We start from the raw sequence: 17734 nt of genomic DNA on the forward strand, positions 1-17734 counted from the left end.
AGCTGGCGCCATGGAGCGTACACCGAGTCACGGTTGGCCTGCGTCGAGGATCACCCTCGCGGACAGTGTCTTCGCCCGGATGACCGCCCTCGCCGCGCGGCACGGGGCGGCGAACCTCGGCCAGGGGTTCCCGGACGACGACGGCCCCGCGGGGATGCTCGACCGGGCGGCGCGCGCGGTCCGGGACGGCGGGGCGGCGGCGAACCAGTACGGGCCGCCCCGGGGGGTGCCGGCGCTGCGGCGGGCCGTCGCGGAGGACCGTCGCCGCCGGTACGGCCTCGAGCTCGACCCGGACGCGGAGGTGCTCGTGACCGTCGGCGCGACGGAGGGCATCGCGGCGGCGCTGCTCGCGTTCGTCGAGCCGGGGCGGGAGGTCGTCGTCCTCGAGCCGACGTACGACGCCTACGACGCCGCCGTCCGGGTCGCCGGCGGGGTGCCGCGGCCGGTGCCCCTGCGGTTCGACGGCACCCGCTGGTCGCTGGACCGGGAGGCGTTCGCGGCGGCGGTCGGGCCGCGCACGGCGGCGGTGGTCGTGAACACCCCGCACAACCCGACGGGCCTGGTCCTCGGCCCGGACGACCTCGGGGCCGTCGCGGACGTCGTGCGCCCGCGCGGCGTCCCGGTCATCGCGGACGAGGTGTACGAGCGGCTCGTCCTCGACGGCGAGCACACGCCGTTCGCGTCGTTGCCGGGCATGGCCGCGCAGACGGTGACCCTGGGGTCGGCGGGGAAGTCCTTCAACGTCACGGGGTGGAAGACGGGCTGGGCGACGGGTCCGGCGGAGATGATCGACGCCGTCGCCGCGGCGAAGCAGTACCTGACGTTCGTCGGCGCGACGCCGCTGCAGCCGGCGGTGGCCTGGGCCCTCGACCACGCCGGGGACTGGGGTGAGGGGTGGGTGTCGACGCTGCGCTCCCGCCGGGACTCCCTGGTCGCGACGCTGCGGTCGACGGGGATGACGGTCGCGGAGTCGGCGGGGACGTACTTCGTCGTGTCGGACGTCGCCCCGGTGCTGGCCGCCCGGCCGGAGCTCGGGCGGACGGCGGAGGAGTTCTGCCTGCGCCTGCCGGAGGTGGCGGGGGTCGCCGCGATCCCGGTGAGCGCGTTCATGTCCGACCCGGGCGACCCGGTGACGCGGACGCTGGTGCGGTGGACGTTCTGCAAGTCGGCGCGGACGATGGCCACGGCGCAGGCCCGCCTCGCCGCCGCGTTCGGGGGCTCCTACGATGGAGGGCATGACTGACACGACGATCCGGACGACCCACGTGGGGTCCCTGCCACGTACCCCGGAGCTGCTCGAGGCGAATGAGCGCCGGGCTGCGGGCACCATCGACCGGGAGGAGTTCCTGGGCATTCTCGGCGACAGCGTGGACGCGGTCGTGCGACGGCAGCTGGAGATGGGGGTGGACATCGTCAACGAGGGCGAGTACGGCCACATCACCTCGGGTGCCGTCGACTACGGCGCGTGGTGGAACTACTCCTTCTCCCGCCTCGGCGGGTTGACGATGACGGACGAGGACCGGTGGGCGAACCCGGAGAAGATCCGGTCGACGCCGGGGAACATCCGCCTGACGTCCTTCGCGGACCGCCGGGACCGCACCCGGTTCCGCGACGCGTACGAGGACCCGACGTCCGGTGTGCTGGCGGGCCGGGCGAAGGTCCCGAACCCGGAGTTCACCGGGCCGGTGACGTACCTCGAGACCGGTGAGGTGGAGGCGGACACCGCCCTGCTGGACGCACGCCCTCGACGCGCGGGAGGATCTCGCCCCCGGCGGCGCCCGCGGGTCGGTGGGCTCCGGGGCGACGGCCCGGCCGCGTGGGTTCGTCGCGGCGTTGTCCCCGGGTGCGGCCGCGCGCCTGAAGAACCGGTACTACGACACGGAGGAGGAGCTGGTCGCCGCGTGCGCGGACGCCCTGTCCCACGAGTACCGGGCGATCACGGACGCGGGGTTCACCGTCCAGTTGGACGCCCCGGATCTCGCGGAGCCGTGGGACCAGATCAACCCGGAGCCGTCCATCGAGGATTACCGGGCGTGGATCCGCGTCCGGAGTGGACGCCATCAACTCCACCCTGCGGGGCCTGCCGCGGGAGCGGACGCGCCTGCACGTGTGCTGGGGCTCGTGGCACGGCCCGCACGTCACGGATGTCCCGTTCGGGGACATTCTCGACGAGATCCTCCGGGCGGAGGTGGGCAGCTTCTCCTTCGAGGGGCCCAGTCCGCGGCACGCCCACGAGTGGCGGGTGTGGCGGGACCACGAGCTGCCCGAGGGCGCGGTGATCTACCCGGGCGTCGTGAGTCACGCGATGAACGCGGTCGAGCACCCGCGGCTCGTGGCGGACCGGATCCTCCGCTTCGCCGAGCTCGTCGGGCCGGAGCGCGTCATCGCGTCGACGGACTGCGGTCTCGGCGAGCGCCTGCACGCGGACATCGCGTGGGCGAAGCTGGAGTCCCTCGTCGAGGGCGCCCGCATCGCCAGCGACGAGCTCCGCTGACCCTCCCCTCCCCCGCCCGGTCTGGACTCGTCCTCTCCGGGCGGACGCACGGCCCCCGAGACCCTCGCCCGCTCCGCACGAGGCACGGGGGCGGAGCACGAGGCGCGGAAAAGGGCACAAAAAAGTGGGGTGGTGCCACACCCCCACAACCCGTTGACCACCCAACCCCTGACAGGGACGGTGACCACACAGGCCGTGAAGGGGTGACACCACCCCACCACACACAAAGAAAAATGCCGGCGGTGACCTACTCTCCCACACCCTCCCGGGTGCAGTACCATCGGCGCAGGCAGGCTTAGCTTCCGGGTTCGGAAAGGGACCGGGCGTGACCCCGCCGCTAAAACCACCGACAAACACAACAGAACAACCACACGCACCCCACACACCCCCGGGAACAACCCCAAGGGAGTGCCGGCACGTCGTGACGCTCCAGACACTGCACAACAGACGCGAGAATCAACACCCACAACACACACCAAACAGTGCGAACCACGGGCAACACTTTTTGCACACACACCCAACCAACAAGCAGTGTGTCATTTCGGTCAATTAGTACCGGTCACCTCCACCACTTACATGGCGTCCAGATCCGGCCTATCAACCCCGTCATCTACAGGGAACCTCAAACGAAACCTCATCTTGAAACAGGCTTCCCGCTTAGATGCTTTCAGCGGTTATCCCTCCCATACGTAGCCAACCAGCCATGCCACGGGCGTGACAACTGGCCCACCAGAGGTATGTCCGTCCCGGTCCTCTCGTACTAGGGACAGCCTTTCTCAAGTTTCAACGCGCGCGGCGGATAGAGACCGAACTGTCTCACGACGTTCTAAACCCAGCTCGCGTGCCGCTTTAATGGGCGAACAGCCCAACCCTTGGGACCTACTCCAGCCCCAGGATGCGACGAGCCGACATCGAGGTGCCAAACCATCCCGTCGATATGGACTCTTGGGGAAGATCAGCCTGTTATCCCCGGGGTACCTTTTATCCGTTGAGCGACACCGCTTCCACAAGCCGGTGCCGGATCACTAGTCCCGACTTTCGTCCCTGCTCGACCTGTCAGTCTCACAGTCAAGCTCCCTTGTGCACTTACACTCAACACCTGATTGCCAACCAGGCTGAGGGAACCTTTGGGCGCCTCCGTTACACTTTGGGAGGCAACCGCCCCAGTTAAACTACCCACCAGGCACTGTCCCTAACCCGGATCACGGGCCGAGGTTCAGGTATCCAATACGATCAGAGTGGTATTTCAACAACGACTCCCCAACCACTGGCGTGGCCGCTTCACAGTCTCCCACCTATCCTACACAAACCGAACCGAACACCAATACCAAGCTATAGTGAAGGTCCCGGGGTCTTTTCGTCCTGCCGCGCGTAACGAGCATCTTTACTCGTACTGCAATTTCGCCGGGCCTGTGGTTGAGACAGCAGGGAAGTCGTTACGCCATTCGTGCAGGTCGGAACTTACCCGACAAGGAATTTCGCTACCTTAGGATGGTTATAGTTACCACCGCCGTTTACTGGGGCTTAAATTCTCCGCTTCGACCACAAGGGTCTAACAGGTCCTCTTAACCTTCCAGCACCGGGCAGGCGTCAGTCCGTATACATCGACTTACCGTCTTCGCACGGACCTGTGTTTTTAGTAAACAGTCGCTTCCCTCTATTCTCTGCGACCACCACCAGCTCAAAACCAGTCTGTCACCAGCAGTGGTCCCCCTTCTCCCGAAGTTACGGGGGCATTTTGCCGAGTTCCTTAACCACAGTTCACCCGATCGCCTTAGTATTCTCTACCTGACCACCTGTGTCGGTTATGGGTACGGGCCGAATGTGCACATCGCTAGAGGCTTTTCTCGACAGCATAGGATCACCGACATCCCCGCAAACGGGTACGCATCACGCCTCACCCTCATGCCAACCGGATTTACCAGGCTGACGGGCCACACGCTTACACCACAATCCAATAAGTGGCTCGGCTACCTTCCTGCGTCACCCCATCACTTGGCTACTACCAGCTCAGGTCCCACGCACATGCACCACCAACCGGCCAAAGACCGGAAACAGCAGCACACACGGGTGGTTAGTATCACCGATTCACCATGGTCGCACACACACGGGTACGGGAATATCAACCCGTTATCCATCGACTACGCCTGTCGGCCTCGCCTTAGGCCCCGACTCACCCTGGGAAGATTAGCTTGACCCAGGAACCCTTAGTCATCCGGCGGACGAGTTTCTCACTCGTCATTCGCTACTCATGCCTGCATTCTCACTCGCATGGCCTCCAGCACTGGGTCACCCCGCACCTTCACCGGCCACACGACGCTCCCCTACCAACCCCCACCAAAAGATGGAAGTTCCGCGGCTTCGGCGGTGTACTTGAGCCCCACTACATTGTCGGCGCAGAACCACTCGACCAGTGAGCTATTACGCACTCTTTCAAGGATGGCTGCTTCTAAGCCAACCTCCTGGCTGTCTTCGCGATCCCACATCCTTTTCCACTTAGTACACTCTTAGGGGCCTTAGCCGGCGATCCGGGCTGTTTCCCTCTCGACCACGAAGCTTATCCCCCGCAGTCTCACTGCCGCGCTCTCACTTACCGGCATTCGGAGTTTGGCTGATGTCGCTAAGATGGTAGTCCCGCTAAACCAACCAGTAGCTCTACCTCCGGCAAGAAACACACGACGCTGCACCTAAATGCATTTCGGGGAGAACCAGCTATCACGGAGTTTGATTGGCCTTTCACCCCTACCCACAGCTCATCCCCTCAGTTTTCAACCTAAGTGGGTTCGCGCCTCCACGACGTCTTACCATCGCTTCACACTGGCCATGGGTAGATCACCCCGCTTCGGGTCCAGGACACGCCACTCAACCACACTAGTTAGTATTCGCTTTCGCTACGGCTACCCCACACGGGTTAACCTCGCGACGTGCCGCTGACTCGCAGGCTCATTCTTCAAAAGGCACGCCATCACCCCACAAGGAGGCTCTGACGGATTGTAAGCGCACGGTTTCAGGTACTATTTCACTCCCCTCCCGGGGTACTTTTCACCATTCCCTCACGGTACTATCCGCTATCGGTCACAAAGAGTATTCAGGCTTACCGGGTGGTCCCGGCAGATTCACAGCAGATTCCACGAGCCCGCTGCTACTCGGGAACGAGATCCACACACACCCATCATGTTTTCACGTACCGGACTCTCACCGTCTACGGCGGGCCATCCCAGACCACTTCCGCTAACACAACACGCGCATGCGCAGGCTGGCAGACCCACACAACATCGCCCCACAACCCCGTGCACGCAACCCCTGCCAGGTATCACACGCACACGGTTTAGCCACCATCCGCTTTCGCTCGCCGCTACTGACGGAATCACTATTGTTTTCTCTTCCTACGGGTACTGAGATGTTTCACTTCCCCGCGTTCCCTCCACACCGGCTATCTATTCACCGGCGGGTGACCGCACATAACCACGGCCGGGTTTCCCCATTCGGACATCCTCGGATCAACGCTCGGTTGGCAACTCCCCGAGGCATAACGCAGCCTCCCACGTCCTTCATCGGCTCTTCTGTGCCAAGGCATCCACCGTGCGCCCTTAACAACAACACACACAATCAGTTAGGTGAACAAAAAGCACAACACACCACCACACAACATGGCAGCATGCAGAATAAAGAAGATACTCGCGTCCACTATGCAGTTCTCAAACACCACACACACCACCACCAGCGCAGAACACAGTCCCGCACCACCAGCAGCATGCCAGTCATCCAAGGGCATGACGCCCCAGACACCCAACACCGCGACAAACCAAGCACCCCAACCCCCGGCACCACCACCAGGCACAAACACCACAACCAGCGATCATCACCCCACACGGCGTGGGGCAACCATCCAGCGATCCGCGCATCCACCCGGATTCAACAATAATAAAATAAAACTCCTTAGAAAGGAGGTGATCCAGCCGCACCTTCCGGTACGGCTACCTTGTTACGACTTCGTCCCAATCGCCGATCCCACCTTCGACGGCTCCCTAACGAGTTTGGGCCACCGGCTTCGGGTGTTACCAACTTTCATGACGTGACGGGCGGTGTGTACAAGGCCCGGGAACGTATTCACCGCAGCGTTGCTGATCTGCGATTACTAGCGACTCCGACTTCATGGAGTCGAGTTGCAGACTCCAATCCGAACTGAGACCGGCTTTAAGGGATTAGCTGAGCCTCGCGGCATCGCAACCCACTGTACCGACCATTGTAGCATGTGTGAAGCCCTGGACATAAGGGGCATGATGATTTGACGTCATCCCCACCTTCCTCCGAGTTAACCCCGGCAGTCTCTCGCGAGTCCCCACCATTACGTGCTGGCAACACAAGACAAGGGTTGCGCTCGTTGCGGGACTTAACCCAACATCTCACGACACGAGCTGACGACAACCATGCACCACCTGTGAACAAGCCCAAAAGGGAAGACGTGTCTCCACGCCGGTCCTGCCCATGTCAAGCCCAGGTAAGGTTCTTCGCGTTGCATCGAATTAATCCACATGCTCCGCCGCTTGTGCGGGCCCCCGTCAATTCCTTTGAGTTTTAGCCTTGCGGCCGTACTCCCCAGGCGGGGCGCTTAATGCGTTAGCTACGGCACGGAAATCGTGGAAGATCCCCACACCTAGCGCCCACCGTTTACGGCATGGACTACCAGGGTATCTAATCCTGTTCGCTACCCATGCTTTCGCTCCTCAGCGTCAGTTACTGCCCAGAGACCTGCCTTCGCCATCGGTGTTCCTCCTGATATCTGCGCATTTCACCGCTACACCAGGAATTCCAGTCTCCCCTACAGCACTCAAGTTATGCCCGTATCGCCTGCACGCCCGGAGTTAAGCCCCGGGATTTCACAGACGACGCGACAAACCACCTACGAGCTCTTTACGCCCAGTAATTCCGGACAACGCTCGCACCCTACGTATTACCGCGGCTGCTGGCACGTAGTTAGCCGGTGCTTCTTATGCAGGTACCGTCACAAAAGCTTCGTCCCTGCCGAAAGGGGTTTACAACCCGAAGGCCGTCATCCCCCACGCGGCGTCGCTGCATCAGGCTTGCGCCCATTGTGCAATATTCCCCACTGCTGCCTCCCGTAGGAGTCTGGGCCGTGTCTCAGTCCCAATGTGGCCGTACACCCTCTCAGGCCGGCTACCCGTCGCCGCCTTGGTAGGCCATTACCCCACCAACAAGCTGATAGGCCGCGGGCTCATCCTGCACCGAAAAACTTTCCACCGCACACACTAAAGCACGGTCCTATCCGGTATTAGACCCAGTTTCCCAGGCTTATCCCAGAGTGCAGGGCAGATCACCCACGTGTTACTCACCCGTTCGCCACTCGAGTACCCCAGCAAGCTGGGGCCTTTCCGTTCGACTTGCATGTGTTAAGCACGCCGCCAGCGTTCGTCCTGAGCCAGGATCAAACTCTCCATAAAAGCCATAGGCAATATCAAAGAAAGCCCAACCACTGGCAAAACAAAACATCATCACAGCAACCACGCCCGACACACAGCCGGACGCAGCCACCACACTGACCGTCGCCACCACCCCAACGGGGGGTCAGGGCAGCGACAACAAAATAAATTACAAACAATACTCACAAACCAAAGGTCGCAAGCACCACCTGCAACACAAATCCAGTGACAGTGACACCATGACGACACAAACAATCACATATTTAACAAGCGATCAACACTTGCCGGTACGCGAACCATTCATGCCAGACACGACAACCACCGATCACAGCACCTGCGCCACACACGGCACCAGCACCAAAGATCAGAGCACTTGGTTCATCACGCTATTGAGTTCTCAAACATCATGCGCACACAACCACACCGACCAAGCGGCCGGAACAGTCCGTGTGACAGGACCAGAACTTTACACCCGGTGGCAGCAAAGCAAACCCCAGATGAACACCCAGTTCACAGCCCCGAAGAAGATCGGGTGCTTCGTCAGCCTCAACCGCTCGCGGTGACCGTTCCGGCCCCTGCGCCGTTGCGCTGACTCGCATAAATGTACACACGCCTCCCGGCGCTCACAAATCTGCAGGTCACGAACGGTTTCGGGCCCCGACCCCGGCCACCGGCCCCGTCACCGCCCCTCGTCGCCCGTCACCCGGCGCACGTCGGCGCCGAGCGCCCGGAGCTGCTCCACGAACCCCGGGTAGCCACGGTCGATGTGGTAGACGTCGTTGACCTGCGTGACCCCGTCGGCGCACAGCCCGGCGAGGATGAGCCCCGCCCCGGCACGGATGTCGGACGCCCACACGGGCGCGGACGACAGCGGCCGTCCCCCGCGGATGACCACGTGGTGGCCGTCGATGGAGGTGTCGGCACCGAGCCGCGTCATCTCGTCGACGAACCGGAACCGGGACTCGAAGATGTTCTCCGTGATGACGCTCATCCCGTCACTGACCGTGCACAGGGCGATGGCCATCGGCTGGAGGTCGGTCGGGAACCCGGGGAAGGGCAGGGTCTGGTAGTCGACGGCGGTGGGCCGCCGGTTCTGCCGGACCCGGAACCCGGTCGGGTAGGTCTCGACGTCCGCCCCCGCGAGCTTGAGCTTCTCCAGGACGAGGTGCAGGTGGGTGGGGTTGATCCCGCTGACCGTGATGTCGCCCTGCGTCATGGCCGCCGCGTAGCCCCAGGTCCCGGCGACGATCCGGTCCCCGACGACGTCGTGGGTCGTCGGCCGCAGCCGGTCGACCCCGGTGACGGTGATGGTGTTGCTGCCGGCCCCGGTGATTCCGGCGCCCATCTCGGTGAGCATGGCGCAGAGGTCGACGATCTCCGGCTCGCGCGCCGCGTTGTCGAGGATGGTCGTCCCCTTGGCGAGCACGGCCGCGGTGAGGATGTTCTCCGTCGCGCCGACCGACGGGAAGTCGAGCTTGATCTTCCCGCCGACGAGTTCAGTGGCCTCGGCGACGACGCAGCCGTGTTCGATGCGCGTCGTCGCCCCGAGCTTCTCGAGCCCGGACTGGTGCATGTCGAGCGGCCGGCTGCCGATCGCGTCACCGCCGGGGAGGGCGACGACGGCCCGGTGACGCCGGGCGGTGAGCGGGCCGAGGACGCACACGGAGGCGCGGAACTGCCGGACGGCGTCGAAGTCGGCGTTGTACTCGACGGTCTCGGGCGTGGTGATGGTCACCGTCGTCCCGGCGAGCTCGACCTCGCAGCCGAGTCCGCGGAGGACCTCCGCCATGTAGGGCACGTCGGCGATCTCGGGACAGTTCGTCAGGACGGTGGTGCCCTCCGCGAGGAGCGCGGCGGACATGAGTTTGAGCACGCTGTTCTTCGCGCCGTTGACCCGCACGGCCCCCTCGAGGCGTGCACCACCGGTTACCAGGAAATGATCTTTCACGGACCCCACCCTAATTGCTCGGCGTCACCCGTGCGGCGGCGACGCCGGCGTGTCAGGGCATCAGGGCAGCGCGCCGATGCGGCGGGCGGCGTTGACGGCCTCGTACCGCGTGTGCGCGCCGAGCTTGCGCATGACGGACCGCAGGTAGCTCTTCACGGTCTCCGCGCCGATGCCCATCTCCTCCGCGGCCTCGACGTTGGTGTGGCCGAGTGCGACGCACGCGAGCACGTCGAGCTCCCGGGCGGAGAGTTTCGTCGTCTGCTTCACGCGCACCGGGGAGACCATCTGCTCGCAGAGCACCTCGAGGTCGCGGCGGATCTCCTCGTCGGTGACCCGGTTGGCCAGCATGCGGAGCTTGGAGTGCGTCGCGCGGACCTGCTCCCACTCCGCCCCGGACATGGACCGGACGCTCTTGCCCGGGGTCGTCGCGGCCCCGGCCGTCACCGCCGCCGTCATGGAGGACGACGCCGGCCGCGGATTGTCCCCGTGCCGGAGCGCGGCGTTCACGGCCAGTTCCTGCTCCAGGCAGCGGGCGGTCATGGTGACCTCCTCGAGCACCTTGTCCCCCATGCGGACCGGCGAGTGCACGCCCGCGTACAGCACCCCCCGTGCCTCCCGTCCGACGATGACGGGCACGGCGACGATGGAGTGGAGCCCCTCGTCCTTGATCTGCCGGTCGTACTCGTGGCTGATCGACTTCGCCCGCACGTAGTCGGAGACGCCGACGGGCCGGCGGGTGACGAGCACCCGCCCGCCGACGCCGGTCCCCGCCTCGATCTGGAGGTTGTGGAGAGCGGGCGTCCGGAGCCCGACCCAGGAGGTGATCATCAGTCTGCCGTCCCCCTGGCCGGCGCCGAACATGGTGACGGGGATCCCCGTCGCATTCCTCAGCGAGGAGAGCGCGCCACGGATGGCGTCCTCGTCTTCGCGGTGTCGCTGCTGCTCCACGGCTCAATCTTCCTTTACGTACACGGTGCCCGCGATCGACGGGAACACCCATATGCGGGGATCTGGCCTTGCCAGGGGTCAGTATAAAACCACACGCCGTCACCCCCAAACGCGCACCCGCCGCGGCGGCTCCGAGCGCACCGGGGAAGCCCCCTGACATGGCCTCTGACCTGCACCGACAGGGGGAGGTGTGATCTTGGTGATGCAGGACTTCCCTATCCCCGGCCGGGCACGACCCAATCACGGTCCCCCCGGCCGACCACCGTCACGGCACCCCCGGATGGCCGAGACGGCACACGGTGCGCTATGAGACCGCCACCTGTGACACGTGACAGGTCCCCGGGTGTGTCAGAGGAGCCTCCCCCGACCCCTCAGCGGTTCGTCCACCGGGGCGTGCGCCGGGAGACGAACGCGTCCATCCCCTCCTTCTGGTCGTCGGTGGCGAAGAGGGACCAGAACGCCTCGCGTTCGGCGGTGACGCCGACGGACAGCGGGGTCTCCATCGCGGTGTCGACCGCCTGGGTCGCCGCGTGCACGGCGACCCGTGGCATGCCCGCGACCGTCGCGGCGATCTCGGCGACGTCCTCGCGGAACGTCTCCGCAGGCAGAACGCGCGACACGAGGCCGGAGCGCTCGGCCTCCTCGGCGTCCATTATGCGGCCGGTGAGGATGAGGTCCATCGCCTTGTAGCGGCCGACGGCGCGCGTGAGCCGCTGGGTGCCGCCCATGCCCGGGATGATCCCGAGGGTGATCTCCGGCTGCCCGAACCGCGCGGTCTCGCTCGCGAGGATGATGTCGCCGAGCATCGCCAGCTCACATCCCCCGCCGAGGGCGAAGCCTGACACGGCCGTGATGATCGGGGTGCGCACACGTGTGAGACGTTCCCAGTCGAGGAAGAGCTGCTCCTCCCGGACCTCGGGGAAGGTGCGGTCCTTCATCTCCTTGATGTCGGCCCCGGCCGCAAAGGCCTTCTCGCCGCCGGTGATGACGATGGCCCCGACGGCGTCGTCCGCGTCGAACCCCTCGACGGCGTCGAGGACCTCGGCGAGGATCTGCGAGTTCAGGGCGTTGAGGGCCTTCGGGCGGTCGAGGACGATCGTCGCGACGGCGCCGTCGTCGCTGGTCTGCGTGGTGATCGCGGTGTACTCCGCGGCCCCTCCGGTCGGGGTGTCCTGCGTGTCACGGGTCATGGTCGTCGTGTCCTTTCGTCGGTGTCCGCGGGTCGGGTCCCCTCCATTGTGACGTATCGCGGCGTCGGCGGGGCGGGTGCGCGGAGCTGTCCGGTTCGTCCCCGCCGGCCCGGCACGGAGGGTAGGATGGGTGCGGTATGGACAGACTGATCGGTCTACGTTCGGTCTGCGGCCAGCCCCTCCGCCGGACGACAGCCTGTCGGCGCACCGGTGCCCCTCAGCAACCGAAAGGAACCCCATGGCGAAGATCCACGACAACATCACGGAACTCATCGGCAACACCCCCCTCGTGAAGCTCCACCGCCTCACCGAGGGCCTCGAGGCCACGGTCCTCGTCAAGCTGGAGTCCGCCAACCCGGCGAACTCGGTCAAGGACCGCATCGGCGTCGCCATCATCGAGGCCGCGGAGAAGGCCGGCGAGCTCTCCCCCGGCGGCACCATCGTCGAGGCGACGTCGGGCAACACCGGCATCGCCCTGGCCACGGCCGGCGCGGCGAAGGGCTACAAGGTCATCCTCACGATGCCGGAGTCCATGTCGATGGAGCGCCGCGTCATGCTCCGCGCCCTCGGCGCCGAGCTCGTCCTCACCCCGCCCCCGGCCGGGATGCAGGGCGCGGTGGACAAGGCCAACGAGATCGTCGAGTCGACGGAGAACGCGGTCCTCGCCCGGCAGTTCTCCAACCCGGCGAACCCCGAGGTGCACTACCGCACCACGGGCCCGGAGATCTGGGAGGACACCGACGGTGCCGTCGACATCTTCGTCGCGGGGATCGGCACCGGCGGCACGGTCTCGGGTGTCGGGAAGTACCTCAAGGAGCAGAAGTCGTCGGTCGAGGTCGTCGGCGTCGAGCCCGCGGACTCCCCCCTGCTCACCGAGGGCCGCTTCGGACCCCACAAGATCCAGGGCATCGGCACGAACTTCTACCCGGAGAACCTCAACCGGGACATCCTCGACCGGGTGATCGACGCCCCGCTCGACGCCTCCGTCTCGACCGCCCGCGAGCTCGCGGTCAAGGAGGGCATCCTCGGCGGCATCTCGTCCGGCACGAACGTGTGGGCCGCGCTGGAGGAGGCGCGGAAGCCGGAGAACAAGGGCAAGACGATCGTCACCGTCGTCACCGACTTCGGTGAGCGCTACGTCTCGACGATCCTCTTCGACGACCTGCGCGACTGACCGTCGCCGGCCGTCACCGGCCCGGACAGACCCACGGCACAGGCCCTGTGCACCCCTCCCCGGCACCCCCGGGGAATGCGGTGCCCGGGGCCTGCCGTTGTACGACGAAACCGACGAACCTACTGACGCCGCTCCCCCCGGGGACGCGGGAGGGAGCCCAGGTGAGCCTGCTCGGCACAATGAAAGAGGATCTGGACAACGCCCGTCTGCACGACCCGGCGGCGCGTGGCGACGTGGAGAACGCGCTCGTCTACTCCGGGCTCCACGCGATCTGGAGCTACCGGGTCGCCCACCGCCTGTGGACGTCGGGGGCACGCGGCCCCGCCCGTGTCCTCAGCCAGGTCACCCGGTTCCTCACCGGGGTGGAGATCCACCCCGGGGCGACGATCGGGAGGCGGTTCTTCATCGACCACGGCATGGGTGTCGTCATCGGTGAGACGGCCGAGATCGGGGACGACGTCATGCTCTACCACGGGGTCACCCTGGGTGGGGCCGAACTGGTCCACCGGAAGCGGCACCCCACCATCGGCGACGGCGTCATGATCGGCGCGGGCGCGAAGGTGCTGGGGCCGATCACGATCGGCGCCCGGTCGGCGGTGGGCGCGAACGCCGTCGTGACGAAGGACGCGCCGGAGGACTCCATCCTCATCGGCATCCCGGCGAAGATCCGGCCCCGGAAGCCGGAGGAGTGCACGCCGCTCGTCGACCCCGCGGAGTACGTCGACGACCTGCAGAACAACATCTGAGTCCCCCGGGCGGCCGCGCCCGGCACAGCCGAAACCCCCGCCGGGGAATCCCGGGCGGGGGTTTCGTGTCGGTGTGGCCAGAGCCGGGATCGAACCGGCGACCTTTCACTTTTCAGGCGAACGCTCTACCGACTGAGCTATCTGGCCATCGGAGGCGAACCTCCGTGGCGACCCTGACGGGACTTGAACCCGCGACCTCCGCCGTGACAGGGCGGCGCGCTAACCAACTGCGCCACAGGGCCATATCTCTGATGACAACAAGCGCGCCTCCGGCCGGAACCGGGACGCGCCGTGCACCGGTTCGATACTCTACACAGTGGCGCGGAAACCCTCCAAACGCGCAGTTCACGGCCCTTACAGGCCGGGAGACGACCGGGGGACGACCGGGGGACGACGCGGCCCACGCACGAACACGCGAACGCGGAGAAGGCCGGACGCTCGATGCGTCCGGCCTTCTCCGGTGGCGACCCTGACGGGACTTGAACCCGCGACCTCCGCCGTGACAGGGCGGCGCGCTAACCAACTGCGCCACAGGGCCATTCTGTTGTTGTGGCTGCGAACCTCGGGGAGACGGTTCGCACCGTACTCCCAACGGGATTCGAACCCGTGTTGCCGCCGTGAAAGGGCGGAGTCCTAGGCCACTAGACGATGGGAGCCCGCCCACAGCTGAACCGCAGGCGATCTGCTTGTTCTCGGCAGCTCGTTCAGCATAATGCACCCTCTGCGAACCACACAAAACAGCAGGTTACGCCCGCTTTTTCGGGCTGCGCGACGTCACTGCCGGGAGGAGCGCCCGGAGAAGGCCTTCCACACGATGACGATGCCGAGGATCAGCAGGATGATCGGGAGGATCTTGAAGGCGACGGCCACCGCGCCGATGAACGCGGTCAGCACCGCGACCGCCGAGGCGACGAGGCAGACGAACCCGAGCGCGACCGACGCCGCGCGGCTCCGGCTCCACAGGGCGTAGGCCCCGATGGCGGCCAGCACGGCGACGATGACGGCGATGACGGTCGTTTTGAACATGGTGCTCCACTCTCTCGCGTGCGGGGAATTCCCCGCGGGAATTCACGGTCCCGACGGGCGGCGGATGCGACCCGTCGTCGCCCCCGATGATACCCGTGTCCGCCGCACACACCCATACCACCGGAAAAACCCCCTTCACCCACTCCCACGGAAATGGTTAAAATGTCCCCGCGTCTCGCAGAAAATCGACGCAATCGCAGACCCCAGAAAGGACGCCAACAATGGCATTCACCCGGTCCATCGTGGCGGCGGCCGCAGCCGCCCTCACCACCTTCGCCGCGGTCACCACCGTCGCGACCCCGGCCGCCGTCGCCGCCGATGCCCAGCACACCATCGACCTGCTCGTTGTCTACCCGCAGTCCGTCGTGAAGGCCCGCGGGAGCCGCGGCGCCGCCGACGCCGCCGTGCGCAAGAGCGTCGAGGGCATGAACAAGGCCCTCTCCGACAGCCGCATCGACGGCCACGTCAACCTCGCGGGAACCGAAGTCATCGATATTCCGCAGGGGTCCCACAATGAACTCCTGAAGTGGGTCTCCGAGGACTCCCATGTCGCGTCGCTCCGCGATTCCCACAAGGCGGATCTCGTATCACTCGTCGTCCCGGGTGTCGCCGGGATCGGACACCAGCCGCGACTCCCCCTCGGCAAGAACACCTCGAAGCAGGCCTTCAGCGTCGTCGGGAACGACTGGCTCGAGCCCATCCCCCGCAAGGGCGAGGCGGGCGTGTTCGCCCACGAGCTCGGCCACAACCTCGGGGCGGCCCACGACTGGGCGACGGTGCCGGACCCGGGCTCGACCCCGGAGGCCCACGGCTTCGCCTCCCCGGACGGCCGGGTCGACATCATGGCCTACATGAACTCCCCGATCTGCGGCTCGAAGTGCCACCGGATCGCCATGTACTCGAACCCCGACGTCACGGTGGAGGGCAAGCCCTTCGGCACCCGCGGCGGCGACCACCCCAGCGACATCGCCTCGGTCTTCGCCCGGACGATCCCGGAGGTCGCGGCGTACCGCTGACCTGCCGGCGCTCCCCCGCGCCCCGGAAAAATACGGTGGGCCCTGTGGGGCTCGAACCCACGACCTGCGGATTAAAAGTCCGTAGCTCTACCAACTGAGCTAAAGGCCCGTCCGGCGGCCCGGCCGCTGCCGCGCCGCCGTCGGTGATTCTAGACGACCACCCCGGGCTAGTTCTTCATCGACCCGGTCTCCTGGAAGCGCCGGTGCCAGGACAGCGCCTCGCCGAGGTCGTGGGGGGTGTGCAGGGACCGGGTCCCGGTGCACAGCCGCTCGGCGCGCTCGACGTAGTCGAGCAGCTGCGCCCGGTAGTCCGGGTGCGCGCACTTCTCGATGATGACGCGGGACCGCTGCCGCGGGGCGAGGCCGCGCAGGTCGGCGAGGCCCTGTTCGGTGATGATGACCTGGACGTCGTGCTCGGTGTGGTCGTGGTGGCTGACCATCGGCACGATGGCGGAGATGTCCCCGCCCTTCGCCAGCGACGGCGAGACGAACACGGAGATGTACGCGTTGCGGGTGAAGTCGCCGGACCCGCCGAGGCCGTTCATCATCTTCGAGCCGCTGATGTGCGTGGAGTTGACGTTGCCGTAGATGTCCGCCTCGATCATGCCGTTGGTGGCGATGACGCCGAGGCGGCGGATGACCTCGGGGTTGTTGGAGATCTCCTGGGGGCGGAGGATGAGCTTCCGCGCGTACTCCTCGGCCCGGTCGTTCATGCGCTCGGCCGCGTCCGGGGAGAGGGCGAAGGACGTCGCCGAGGCGAGCGTCATCTTGCCGGAGTCGAGCAGGTCGACCATGCCGTCCTGGATGACCTCGGTGTAGGAGGTGAGGTTCTCGAACTCGGACTCGAGCAGGCCGGCGAGCACGGCGTTGGCGATGTTGCCGACGCCGGATTGGAGCGGGAGGAGCTCCTTCGTCAGCCGCCCCCGGGAGATCTCGTGGCGGAAGAACTCGAGGAGGTGCCCGGCGATGTCCTTGGAGTCCTGGTCGAGGGGCTTGAACGGGGAGTTGCGGTCCGGGGCGTCGGTCATGACGACGGCGACGACCTTCTCCGGGTCGAGGGGGATCGACGTCGTCCCGATGCGGTCGCCGGAGCCGGTGATCGGGATCGGCCGACGGTTCGGGGGCAGACCGGGGGTCCAGATGTCGTGCATGCCCTCGAGCCCCGGGGACTGCCACTCGTTGACCTCGAGGATGACCTTCTTCGCGGCGTCCATGTAGTTGACGTTGTTGCCGACGGAGGAGGAGGGGACGACGGAGCCGTCGGCGTTGATCTTCACGCACTCGATGACGGCGACGTCGACGTCACCGAAGAACCCCTCGGTCGTCATCATGCCGGAGTGGGAGAGGTGGATGTCGCTGTAGTACGTCGTCCCGTCGTTGATGGCCTTCCGCAGCGACGGGTCGGACTGGTACGGCATCCGCCAGTTCACGCCGCCGGTCTCGGCGAGGACGCCGTCGAGCTCCGGGGCGGTGGACGCGCCCGTGAGGACGTTGACCCGGAACTGGTCGCCGGCGTCCCGCGCGGCGGTGATCCTCCGGGCCAGCGCCCCCGGGACCTCCTTGGGGTAGCCCGCACCGGTGAAGCCGGAGAACCCGATCTGGTCCCCGTCGACGATGAACGCGGCGGCGTCGTCCGCGCTCATCACCTTCCCCCGGAGTGCGGTGCTGGCGATGCGGTCGGTCATGTGTTCCCTCCTGGGCAGCTGTGGTCGATGGTGGTCGATGACCTCAGCCTACGCCCACCGTCTCAG

At 65.9% G+C, this 17734-nt stretch carries 9 protein-coding genes, 5 tRNA genes, 3 rRNA genes and 1 pseudogene; 5 read left to right on the forward strand and 13 right to left on the reverse strand.

The window, feature by feature from the left end:
• Positions 1–10: 10 nt before the first annotated feature.
• The gene (locus CBOVI_RS08310) at positions 11–1243 is read left to right on the forward strand and encodes an aminotransferase class I/II-fold pyridoxal phosphate-dependent enzyme (protein ID WP_125186072.1); all 1233 of its coding nucleotides are present in this window, start codon (positions 11–13) and stop codon (positions 1241–1243) included.
• Positions 1236–2494 (forward strand): annotated as a pseudogene (locus tag CBOVI_RS08315) (cobalamin-independent methionine synthase II family protein). The gene CBOVI_RS08310 and the pseudogene CBOVI_RS08315 overlap by 8 nt, the downstream one beginning before the upstream one ends.
• Positions 2495–2728: 234 nt before the next feature.
• On the opposite strand, the gene rrf reads toward CBOVI_RS08315, so the two are convergent.
• The 6 genes from rrf to CBOVI_RS08345 all read right to left on the reverse strand — a co-directional run bounded on the left by rrf (position 2729) and on the right by CBOVI_RS08345 (position 12021).
• Positions 2729–2845, reverse strand: a 5S ribosomal RNA gene (rrf, locus tag CBOVI_RS08320).
• 179 nt (positions 2846–3024) lie between these two features.
• Positions 3025–6098, reverse strand: a 23S ribosomal RNA gene (locus tag CBOVI_RS08325).
• Between the two features lie 339 nt (positions 6099–6437).
• Positions 6438–7956, reverse strand: a 16S ribosomal RNA gene (locus tag CBOVI_RS08330).
• The 16S, 23S and 5S rRNA genes sit together here, the layout of an rRNA operon.
• Before the next feature lie 658 nt (positions 7957–8614).
• Positions 8615–9883 (reverse strand): UDP-N-acetylglucosamine 1-carboxyvinyltransferase, encoded by a 1269-nt coding sequence (gene murA / locus CBOVI_RS08335; RefSeq protein ID WP_029157858.1) that lies wholly within the window; start codon positions 9881–9883, stop codon positions 8615–8617.
• A 60-nt stretch (positions 9884–9943) separates the two neighbouring features.
• On the reverse strand, positions 9944–10831 hold the full coding sequence (gene ramA, locus CBOVI_RS08340) for an acetate metabolism transcriptional regulator RamA (RefSeq protein WP_010268345.1): 888 nt from the start codon (positions 10829–10831) through the stop codon (positions 9944–9946).
• A 371-nt stretch (positions 10832–11202) separates the two neighbouring features.
• The gene (locus CBOVI_RS08345; protein ID WP_010268342.1) at positions 11203–12021 is read right to left on the reverse strand and encodes an enoyl-CoA hydratase-related protein; all 819 of its coding nucleotides are present in this window, start codon (positions 12019–12021) and stop codon (positions 11203–11205) included.
• 238 nt (positions 12022–12259) lie between these two features.
• On the opposite strand from CBOVI_RS08345, the gene cysK reads away from it, so the two are divergent.
• On the forward strand, positions 12260–13195 hold the full coding sequence (gene cysK, locus CBOVI_RS08350; protein ID WP_010268339.1) for a cysteine synthase A: 936 nt from the start codon (positions 12260–12262) through the stop codon (positions 13193–13195).
• A 179-nt stretch (positions 13196–13374) separates the two neighbouring features.
• On the forward strand, positions 13375–13941 hold the full coding sequence (gene epsC, locus CBOVI_RS08355; RefSeq protein WP_010268337.1) for a serine O-acetyltransferase EpsC: 567 nt from the start codon (positions 13375–13377) through the stop codon (positions 13939–13941).
• Positions 13942–14015: 74 nt separating this feature from the next.
• On the opposite strand, the gene CBOVI_RS08360 is transcribed toward epsC, so the two are convergent.
• The 5 genes from CBOVI_RS08360 to CBOVI_RS08380 form a co-directional block, all read right to left on the reverse strand.
• Positions 14016–14088 (reverse strand) — tRNA-Phe (locus tag CBOVI_RS08360).
• Positions 14089–14106: 18 nt separating this feature from the next.
• Positions 14107–14183: transfer RNA gene (locus CBOVI_RS08365), tRNA-Asp, on the reverse strand.
• Between the two features lie 219 nt (positions 14184–14402).
• Positions 14403–14479: transfer RNA gene (locus CBOVI_RS08370), tRNA-Asp, on the reverse strand.
• Positions 14480–14524: 45 nt separating this feature from the next.
• A tRNA-Glu gene (locus CBOVI_RS08375) sits at positions 14525–14597 on the reverse strand.
• Between the two features lie 118 nt (positions 14598–14715).
• Positions 14716–14967 carry a hypothetical protein gene (locus CBOVI_RS08380; RefSeq protein ID WP_010268334.1) on the reverse strand — a complete coding sequence of 84 codons (252 nt, stop codon included), beginning with the start codon at positions 14965–14967 and terminating at the stop codon, positions 14716–14718.
• A gap of 221 nt (positions 14968–15188) precedes the next feature.
• Between CBOVI_RS08380 and CBOVI_RS08385 the strand changes: the two genes are divergently transcribed.
• Positions 15189–15983, forward strand: coding sequence for a M12 family metallo-peptidase (locus CBOVI_RS08385; RefSeq protein ID WP_010268332.1), 795 nt, complete (start codon positions 15189–15191; stop codon positions 15981–15983).
• Between the two features lie 36 nt (positions 15984–16019).
• Here CBOVI_RS08385 and CBOVI_RS08390 read toward each other — a convergent pair.
• A tRNA-Lys gene (locus CBOVI_RS08390) sits at positions 16020–16092 on the reverse strand.
• Between the two features lie 58 nt (positions 16093–16150).
• A complete protein-coding gene (gene scpC / locus CBOVI_RS08395) occupies positions 16151–17668 on the reverse strand; it encodes a succinyl-CoA:acetate CoA-transferase ScpC (protein ID WP_010268329.1) in 1518 nt (505 codons plus the stop codon).
• Between the last annotated feature and the right edge of the window lie 66 nt (positions 17669–17734).

The sequence above is a fragment of the Corynebacterium bovis DSM 20582 = CIP 54.80 genome, assembly GCF_030408615.1.
Lineage (GTDB): Bacteria > Actinomycetota > Actinomycetes > Mycobacteriales > Mycobacteriaceae > Corynebacterium > Corynebacterium bovis.

Bases quoted from the DNA above. Each gene is read 5' to 3' on its own strand.
- CBOVI_RS08385 (WP_010268332.1), top strand. From the start codon at position 15,189: ATGGCATTCACCCGGTCCATCGTGGCGGCGGCCGCAGCCGCCCTCACC.
- scpC (WP_010268329.1), bottom strand. From the start codon at position 17,668: ATGACCGACCGCATCGCCAGCACCGCACTCCGGGGGAAGGTGATGAGC.
- CBOVI_RS08380 (WP_010268334.1), bottom strand. From the start codon at position 14,967: ATGTTCAAAACGACCGTCATCGCCGTCATCGTCGCCGTGCTGGCCGCC.
- epsC (WP_010268337.1), top strand. From the start codon at position 13,375: ATGAAAGAGGATCTGGACAACGCCCGTCTGCACGACCCGGCGGCGCGT.
- CBOVI_RS08310 (WP_125186072.1), top strand. From the start codon at position 11: ATGGAGCGTACACCGAGTCACGGTTGGCCTGCGTCGAGGATCACCCTC.
- CBOVI_RS08345 (WP_010268342.1), bottom strand. From the start codon at position 12,021: ATGACCCGTGACACGCAGGACACCCCGACCGGAGGGGCCGCGGAGTAC.
- cysK (WP_010268339.1), top strand. From the start codon at position 12,260: ATGGCGAAGATCCACGACAACATCACGGAACTCATCGGCAACACCCCC.